This is a genomic window from Streptomyces sp. NPDC127117 (assembly GCF_042677325.1).
Classification (GTDB): Bacteria; Actinomycetota; Actinomycetes; order Streptomycetales; family Streptomycetaceae; genus Streptomyces.
Genome location: NZ_JBHXTM010000021.1, coordinates 140414 through 148621 on the forward strand (window position 1 = coordinate 140414; position 8208 = coordinate 148621).

Here is an 8208-nt window from a genome sequence, read left to right on the forward strand (position 1 = left end):
GGGTTTTATTTAACCCTCAAAACCCCCCCCCCCGGGGGGCCCCCACCCCCCCCGGGGGGGGGGGTTTAATCCCCCAAAACCCCCCCCCCCGCTCTGTTCTGCCACGGACGCTAGACAGCCTCTCCGGTGCGGCTCCACCGGAACATCAGCACCGCGACGATCGCGTAGAGAGCGGCCACTCCGGCCACCACCACGGCCGATCGCCCGTCAGGAGGCAGCATCAGGGCGGAGACTGCGGCGGCTCCCACGAAAGCGACGTTGAACAGCACGTCGTACAGGGAGAACACCCGGCCGCGGAAAGAGTCCTCCACCGAGGTCTGCACCACCGTGTCGGTCGCGATCTTCGCCCCCTGGGTGGCCAGCCCAAGGACGAACGCCGCGACCAGCATGGGTGCGGGGACGAACCACAGCCCGAGTGCGGGTTCGAGGACGGCCGCCCCTGCCGCGCACACCGTCAGCCACTGGAGCCGGCCGAGCCGCCCCGCGGCCCAGGGCGTCAGTACGGCCGCCGCGAAGAATCCCGCGCCGGAGACCCCCACGGCCAGCCCCAGAAGCGCCAGGCCCTCGGATTCGCTGTCGGTCCAGGCGTACCGGCACAACATCAGCACCATGACGGTCAGTGCTCCGTAGCAGAAGCGCATCACGGTCATGGCGGCCAGCACCCGGGTGGCCTGCCTCCGCTGCGCCAGATGACGCAACCCGTCGGACAGCCCCCTCACGGTGGCGACCAGGGCCTCCCTCAGCCCGACCCGGTGTCCGTCCTGATCCGGCCCGAGGAGCCCGGTGGCAAGGGTGAGGGAGGCCAGTGCCGACGTGAGGTAGAGCGCCGCCCCAAGCAGCACCACCACGGCATCGGAGTCCGCGATCAGCAGCCTCACGGCGAAGGCGAGGCCACCGCCCGCCGTGGCCGCGAGCGTTCCGGCGGTCGGCGAGAGTGAGTTGGCCAGCACCAGCCGGTCACTGTCGACGACGCGCGGCAGCGCGGCCGAGAGCCCGGCCAGGACGAAGCGGTTGACCGCGGTGACGCACAGCGCCGAGGCGTAGAAGAGCCAGTCGGGTGCGGAGCCGAGGATGAGGAGCGCCGTGCAGCAGGCGAGCGCGGCACGCAGCAGGTTCCCGTACAGAAAGACCTGGCGGCGCGGCCAGCGGTCCAGCAGAACCCCCGCGAAGGGGCCGATGAGCGAGTACGGCAGCAGCAGTACCGCCATGGCGGAGGCGATGGCACCCGCCGAAGCCTGCTTCTCCGGCGAGAAGACGACATGAGCCGCCAGCGCCACCTGGAAGACGCCGTCGGCCGACTGCGAGAGAAGTCGTACGGCCAGCAGACGACGGAAGTTCCGAAGGCGCAGAAGAACGCGCAGATCACCCACGACGGCCATGCGATCAAGAGTCACATACGCTGAGGGCCCCCGGGCAGATTGCCCGGGGGCCCTCAACAGCACGGAAGGCAATGAGCGTTGCCGCTCGGTCAACCATCCGCGTGGACGTGCCGTGTCCGGCTGCGTCAGTTGGAGACCTCGCCCCGGATGAACTTCTCGACGTTCTCGCGAGCCTCGTCGTCGAAGTACTGAACCGGCGGGGACTTCATGAAGTACGAGGACGCGGAGAGGATCGGGCCACCGATGCCGCGGTCCTTGGCGATCTTCGCGGCGCGGACGGCGTCGATGATGACACCGGCGGAGTTCGGGGAGTCCCAGACCTCCAGCTTGTACTCCAGGTTCAGCGGAACGTCACCGAAGGCACGGCCCTCAAGACGCACGTACGCCCACTTGCGGTCGTCCAGCCAGGCCACGTAGTCCGACGGGCCGATGTGGACGTTGTCCGCACCGAGCTCGCGGTCCCGGATCTGGGAGGTGACGGCCTGCGTCTTGGAGATCTTCTTGGACTCCAGGCGCTCACGCTCAAGCATGTTCTTGAAGTCCATGTTGCCGCCGACGTTCAGCTGCATCGTGCGGTCCAGGATGACGCCCCGGTCCTCGAAGAGCTTCGCCATCACGCGGTGCGTGATGGTGGCGCCGACCTGCGACTTGATGTCGTCGCCGACGATCGGGACACCGGCCTCGGTGAACTTGTCCGCCCACTCCTTGGTGCCGGCGATGAAGACCGGGAGGGCGTTGACGAACGCGACCTTGGCGTCGATGGCGCACTGCGCGTAGAACTTCGCAGCGACCTCGGAGCCGACGGGCAGGTAGCAGACGAGGACGTCGACCTTGCGGTCCTTGAGGACCTGGACAATGTCGACCGGGGCCTCGGCCGACTCCTCGATGGTCTGGCGGTAGTACTTGCCGAGACCGTCGTGGGTGTGGCCGCGCTGGACGGTGACGCCGGCGTTCGGCACGTCGCAGAGCTTGATGGTGTTGTTCTCGCTGGCACCGATGGCGTCCGCGAGGTCGAGACCGACCTTCTTCGCGTCGACGTCGAAGGCGGCGACGAACTCGACGTCCCGCACGTGGTAGTCGCCGAACTGGACGTGCATCAGACCGGGCACCTTGCCGGCCGGATCGGCGTCCTTGTAGTACTCGACGCCCTGGACCAGCGAGGCGGCGCAGTTGCCCACGCCGACGATGGCTACGCGAACCGAACCCATTCCGGTTGCTCCCTGTGTGTTTTGGATGTTCCCTATGAAGGCCCCGCGGATCTGCGGGGACCTCACTTTGCGGTGTCGTCGGACGGATCCGGCGGGGTGTCACCCCGGCGCCGGGGCAGGCCGCCCGTCTCTCCTGCGGTGTCCTGCTGAGCTTCGCTCCCGGGCGAGGATCGTCGCTGATCCCGTCCCGACCGCTCGCTCTCGATGAGCTCGTTCAGCCAGCGCACTTCGCGCTCCACGGACTCCATGCCGTGTCGCTGCAGCTCAAGTGTGTAGTCGTCGAGGCGCTCACGGGTGCGGGCCAGCGAGGCCCGCATCTTCTCCAGCCGCTCCTCCAGCCGGCTGCGCCGGCCTTCCAGCACTCGCATCCGCACGTCGTGCTCCGTCTGTCCGAAGAAGGCGAAGCGGGCCGCGAAGTGCTCGTCCTCCCAGGAGTCGGGGCCGGTGTGCGAGAGCAGCTCCTCGAAGTGCTCCTTACCTTCCGCCGTCAGCCGGTAGACGATCTTGGCGCGGCGCCCGGCCAGTGAGGAGGCGGGGGCGACCGCACGGCCGGTGGCGGGCGGCTGGTCGGCGGGGGCGGCACCCGGTTCCTCGATCAACCAGCCGTTGGCGACCAGCGTCTTGAGACAGGGGTAGAGGGTGCCGTAGCTGAAGGCGCGGAAGATCCCCAACGAGGTGTTGAGGCGCTTGCGCAGCTCGTAGCCGTGCATCGGGGACTCGCGGAGCAGGCCGAGAACGGCGAATTCGAGGATGCCGGAGCGTCTGCTCAACTTCGCCTCCTCCTTCTCCGAATGCGTCCGAGTGCGTCCGAGTGCTCCTGCGGAGCCCGGTGCCGGGCCGATGTACCGAGCTGATGTATCGACTCGATACATCACGACGATAGATCGGGAGCTGCGATGCGACAAGGGGAGCCATCGTGAACGGCGTCACATCGTGAATTCATAGGCACCGACTTGCGTTGTTTGGGGTGAAGTTCGGTCCTAGGAGGGTTTTGACCGTGCGTAGTCTGTGCGGCATGCAGACCACCGGTAACCGCGTGACGCGCCCGCGCGTCAGTCTTCGTGGCTCAGCCGGACGCATGGCGGACGAGCCCGTTGTAGGGCCCGTCCGTAATTCGGGGGACCGGATCTCAACTGCCGCTTCCAGGCGCTCTCGCCTGCCCGAGGAGTAGTCGTTCGATGAGCGAGCACCGTCGCAAAACGCCGCAACCGCAAGGTGGTGGGCGCGCAGCGGCCAGACGAGCCGCCCAGCAGTCCTCAGGACGCCGCGCTGCGCCGTCACGTGGAGTAACTTCCGAGTCACCTTCGGGTTCGCACGGCGGCGACAGCCCGTACGGCGGCCGCGCCGAGGCCAGACGTGCCGCCCAGCGGGGCGGCGGGAGCCGTCGCGCCGCCGAGGGCGGCGGATCGGGCCGCGGGGGCGGGGGCCGACGCCGCGGGGGCGGCGACGGCGGGCACGAAGGACCGGGCAGGGGGCGGGGCCGGGGCTCCCAGCGTCCTGCCAAGAAACGCTTCATCGACTACCCGCGCGCCGGCAAGTACGGCTTCCGGCGCTGGGTTCCGTCCTGGAAGCTGGTCTCCAGCCTCTGCATCGGCTTCCTCGGCCTGCTCATGGGCGTCGCCGGTATCGCGTACGCGATGGTCGAGAAGCCCAAGGTGAACGAAGCGGCGGAGGCGCAGAACAACGTCTACCTCTGGGACGACGGCACACAGATGATCGCCACGGGCGGTGCGGTCAACCGCCAGATCATCGGCTTCGAGCAGATTCCCGAAGCGATGCGGAACGCCGTCATCTCGGCCGAGAACAAGTCCTTCGAGCACGACCGGGGCATCGACCCCATGGGCATCGCGCGAGCCCTGTTCAACATGGCGACCGGAGGCGAGACGCAGGGTGGTTCGACGATCACCCAGCAGTATGTGAAGAACTCGCGTCTGTCCCAGGAGCAGACCCTGAGCCGGAAGTTCCAGGAACTTTTCATCACGCTCAAGGTCAGCAACGACATGAAGAAGAACGAGATCATGGCGGGCTACCTCAACGTCTCATACTACGGACGAGGTGCTTCGGGGATCCAGGCCGCGGCCCGTACGTACTACAACAAGGACGCCGTCGACCTGGATCCGAGCGAGTGCGCGTTCCTGGCCACGCTGCTCAAGGGCGCGTCCTACTACGACCCGGCAGGTGCCACCGACGTCGACCCCGTGCAGGCAACGGCGAAGCTGAACACCGAACGGGCCATCAAGCGCTGGAAGTGGATCCTCGACGAAGAGGTGAAGGACGGGCGCCTCTCGAAGGCGGAGCGCGCCAAGTACACCGAGTTCCCGATGCCCGCGCCGCCGAAGAAGAACGCCCAGCTGGCAGGTCAGACCGGTTACCTGGTCGAACTCGCCAGGCAGTACTTCCTCAGCAACAACGACCAGGGCGTCACGGCGGAGATGCTGTCCCGCGGCGGCTACCAGATCCGCACCACCTTCAACAAGAAGAAGGTCAACGAGCTCAACGACGCGGTCCAGAAGGTCTACGACAGCAAGATCGATCCGAAGAAGCGCCCGAAGACGGACACCCACGTCCAGTTCGGCGGCGGGTCGGTGGATCCCAAGACGGGGGCCATCGTGGCGATCTACGGCGGCCAGGACGCGACCAAGCACTTCACCAACAACGCCAACCCCACCGGTGCACAGGTCGGTTCGACCTTCAAGCCGTTCGTGCTGGCGGCAGCGATGGAGTACGGCAAGCGGAACCCGGCGCTCTCGGAGGACCAGGATCCGTCCGAGCGTACGAAGGTGTCGCCGCTCAGCATCTACAACGCCGACGACAAGCTGAAGATCAAGAAGTACAACGGCGAGATCTGGACCGACGAGAACGGCAAGGAGTGGCTGCAGGCCAACGACGGCCATGAGTCGAAGGGCAACATCACCCTCCGCGAGGCGATGCAGTGGTCCGCCAACTCCCCGTACGTACAGCTCGGCATGGACGTCGGCACCGACAAGGTGAAGGACATCGCCATGGCCGCGGGGCTCAAGGACGACGAACAGATGGCGGATTCGCACGTGCCGTCGTTCTCCATCGGTACGTCCTCGCCCAGTGCGATCCGGATGGCCGGCGCGTACGCGACCTTCGCCGCCAGCGGCCAGCAGCGCGAGCCCTTCTCGGTCTTTGAGGCGAAGCACGACGGCAAGACCATCTACCGGCACAAGGACGTCCCCAAGCGTGCCTTCGACGCCGCGATAGCCGACAACGTCACCGACGTCCTGAAGAACGTCGTCGAGAAGGGCACCGGTACCCCCGCGCAACTTCCCGGCCGGGACGTGGCGGGCAAGACGGGTACGACGGACGACAACAAGTCGGCCTGGTTCGTCGGCTACACGCCGCAGCTGTCCACGGCCATCAGCATGTACCGGCTCGACGACGACGCGACGAACAAGAACCGTAAGTTCGAGAAGATGTACGGCACGGGTGGCGAGCGGACGATCCACGGTGCGTCGTTCCCGGCCCAGATCTGGCACGACTACATGGTGGGCGCGCTGAAGGGGAAGCCGGTCGTGAGCTTCCCGGAGCCGGGCCCGATCGGTGACAAGGTCTACGGCGGCGGTGCGCAGAGCCCCACGCCGACGCCCACGGCGCCGGACACACCCTCGCCGTCCATGACGGTGAGCGAGTCGCCCTCGACGAGTCTGACCCCGTCGCCGCCGGACCCCACCCAGACCTGCGGTACGTGGGACTGGGACTGCCAGCACAACAACGGCGGGACCAGCACCGGTGCGAACGGCGGAGACGCCGGCGGCCCCAGTGAAAGTGCGTCGACGTCCCCCGAGCCACCGAACGGTGGCAACGGGAACGGCGGCGGGAACGGGAACGGGAACGGCGGCGGATTCCTCGGCGGGCCCAACGGATAGCGCCCGCGCGGCCCGGTCGGCCGCGCGGTCATGAGGGCCGCCGCACCGAACGGTGCGGCGGCCCTCGTCGTTTCCAAAGCCCCGTACGGCAGGATGAGCGGCATGCCAAGCGCAGAAGACACGAGTGTGCAGCAGCACGAGGAACAGTCGGTCGTACGGCCCACGCACCAGGACGAGGTCGCCGCAGCAGGCAGTGAGCTGATCGGCGGGCGGTCGGGGCGCTGGACACGGCTCGGCAGCACGGCCCTCACGCCGGTGGGCGCCATCGCGCTGGTGGCCCTCGGGATGTTCGCGCTGGGCATGGTGCAGAAGCTGCCCTGCTACAACTGGGCCTGGTTCAGGGGCGCGGGCTCGCAGTACACGCACGCCTGCTACTCGGACATCCCGCACCTCTTTGCCGCCCGCGGATTCTCCGACGGCCTGGTGCCGTACTTCGACCGGCTGCCCGGCGACATGCAGTTCCTGGAGTACCCCGTCCTGACGGGTGTGTTCATGCAGGTCGCCGCCTGGCTGACGCCGGGCGGATCCATCCAGCACCAGGAGCAGATGTACTGGATGGTCAACGCGGGCATGCTGATGATCTGCGCCGTGATCACCGCCGTCTGTGTCGCCCGTACGCACCGCCGCCGCCCCTGGGACGGGCTGCTGGTCGCCCTCGCACCGGCCTTCGCGCTCACCGCGACGATCAACTGGGACCTGCTGGCCGTCGCGCTGACGGCCGCGGCGATGCTCATGTGGTCCCGAGGGCGGGCGTTGGCGTTCGGCATCCTCATCGGGCTCGCCACGGCCGCCAAGCTCTATCCCGTGTTCCTGCTCGGGCCGGTGTTCGTCCTGTGCTGGCGGGCGGGCAAGTGGCGGGAGTTCGGCATGGCGACGCTCGGGGCGGTGGTGTCCTGGCTGGTGGTGAATCTGCCGGTGATGGCCCTCGCGCCCGAGGGGTGGAAGAAGTTCTACACGTTCAGCGAGGAGCGGGGCATCGACTTCGGCTCCTTCTGGCTGATCATCACCCAGCGCACCGGCGAGAGCATCGAGGTCTCGACCGTCAACACGGTCTCGACGCTGACGACGGTCCTGCTGTGCGCGGCGATCGGCGCGCTCACCCTGATGGCACCGCGCAGGCCGCGCTTCGCGCAGCTCGCCTTTCTCGTCGTCGCGGCGTTCATCCTCGTCAACAAGGTCTACTCGCCGCAGTACGTGCTGTGGCTGATCCCCCTGGCGGCGCTGGCCCGGCCGCGCTGGCGCGACTTCCTGGTCTGGCAGGCGTGCGAGGTCATGTACTTCCTGGGGATCTGGATGTACCTCGCGTACACGACGAGCGGGGACAAGCACCAGGGACTGCCCACCGAGGGGTACCAGCTGGCGATCGCCCTGCATCTGCTGGGCACGCTGTACCTCTGCGCCGTGGTCGTACGCGACATCCTCAAGCCGGAGCGGGACGTCGTACGGCGCGACGGGTCGGACGATCCGTCCGGCGGGGTGCTCGACGGGGCCCCGGACGCGTTCGTGCTGTGGCGTACGGCGCATCCGGCGCGGCACACCCACCCGGCGGTGGAAGGTCCGCGGGTGGAATGGGGCGCGACGCGCGGACCGGTCGCAGACTGAGAGCCGGGGCGCTCCCCGGGGGTGGGGGCCCGGGCGGGACCCGCGGGGTGGGCCGTCCCCGGGGGAAAAAGGTGGGCCAGACTGTGGGTAGGGGTGGGGGGGTGGGGGAGATGGGGCACCCGCGCA

General features: G+C 68.0%; 5 protein-coding genes. 2 read left to right on the forward strand and 3 right to left on the reverse strand.

What is annotated here, in order from left to right:
* Positions 1-110 precede the first annotated feature (110 nt).
* From ACFVH0_RS20310 to ACFVH0_RS20320, 3 genes are all read right to left on the reverse strand, one after another.
* A complete protein-coding gene (locus ACFVH0_RS20310) occupies positions 111-1379 on the reverse strand; it encodes an MFS transporter (RefSeq protein ID WP_385821967.1) in 1269 nt (422 codons plus the stop codon).
* Between the two features lie 125 nt (positions 1380-1504).
* Entirely contained in the window at positions 1505-2587 is a 1083-nt protein-coding gene (locus ACFVH0_RS20315; protein ID WP_266731319.1) for an inositol-3-phosphate synthase, read from the reverse strand.
* Positions 2588-2649: 62 nt separating this feature from the next.
* Positions 2650-3357 carry a helix-turn-helix transcriptional regulator gene (locus ACFVH0_RS20320; RefSeq protein WP_385821969.1) on the reverse strand — a complete coding sequence of 236 codons (708 nt, stop codon included), beginning with the start codon at positions 3355-3357 and terminating at the stop codon, positions 2650-2652.
* Between the two features lie 408 nt (positions 3358-3765).
* Between ACFVH0_RS20320 and ACFVH0_RS20325 the strand changes: the two genes are divergently transcribed.
* A complete protein-coding gene (locus ACFVH0_RS20325) occupies positions 3766-6480 on the forward strand; it encodes a transglycosylase domain-containing protein (RefSeq protein ID WP_385821971.1) in 2715 nt (904 codons plus the stop codon).
* A gap of 102 nt (positions 6481-6582) precedes the next feature.
* Positions 6583-8082: a glycosyltransferase family 87 protein gene (locus tag ACFVH0_RS20330; protein ID WP_385821972.1), complete on the forward strand. Its 1500-nt coding sequence runs from the start codon at positions 6583-6585 to the stop codon at positions 8080-8082.
* The last annotated feature ends 126 nt before the right edge of the window (positions 8083-8208 follow it).

Coding starts and splice junctions, on each gene's coding strand:
- ACFVH0_RS20310 (WP_385821967.1), bottom strand. CDS start 1,379: ATGGCCGTCGTGGGTGATCTGCGCGTTCTTCTGCGCCTTCGGAACTTC.
- ACFVH0_RS20315 (WP_266731319.1), bottom strand. CDS start 2,587: ATGGGTTCGGTTCGCGTAGCCATCGTCGGCGTGGGCAACTGCGCCGCC.
- ACFVH0_RS20325 (WP_385821971.1), top strand. CDS start 3,766: ATGAGCGAGCACCGTCGCAAAACGCCGCAACCGCAAGGTGGTGGGCGC.
- ACFVH0_RS20330 (WP_385821972.1), top strand. CDS start 6,583: ATGCCAAGCGCAGAAGACACGAGTGTGCAGCAGCACGAGGAACAGTCG.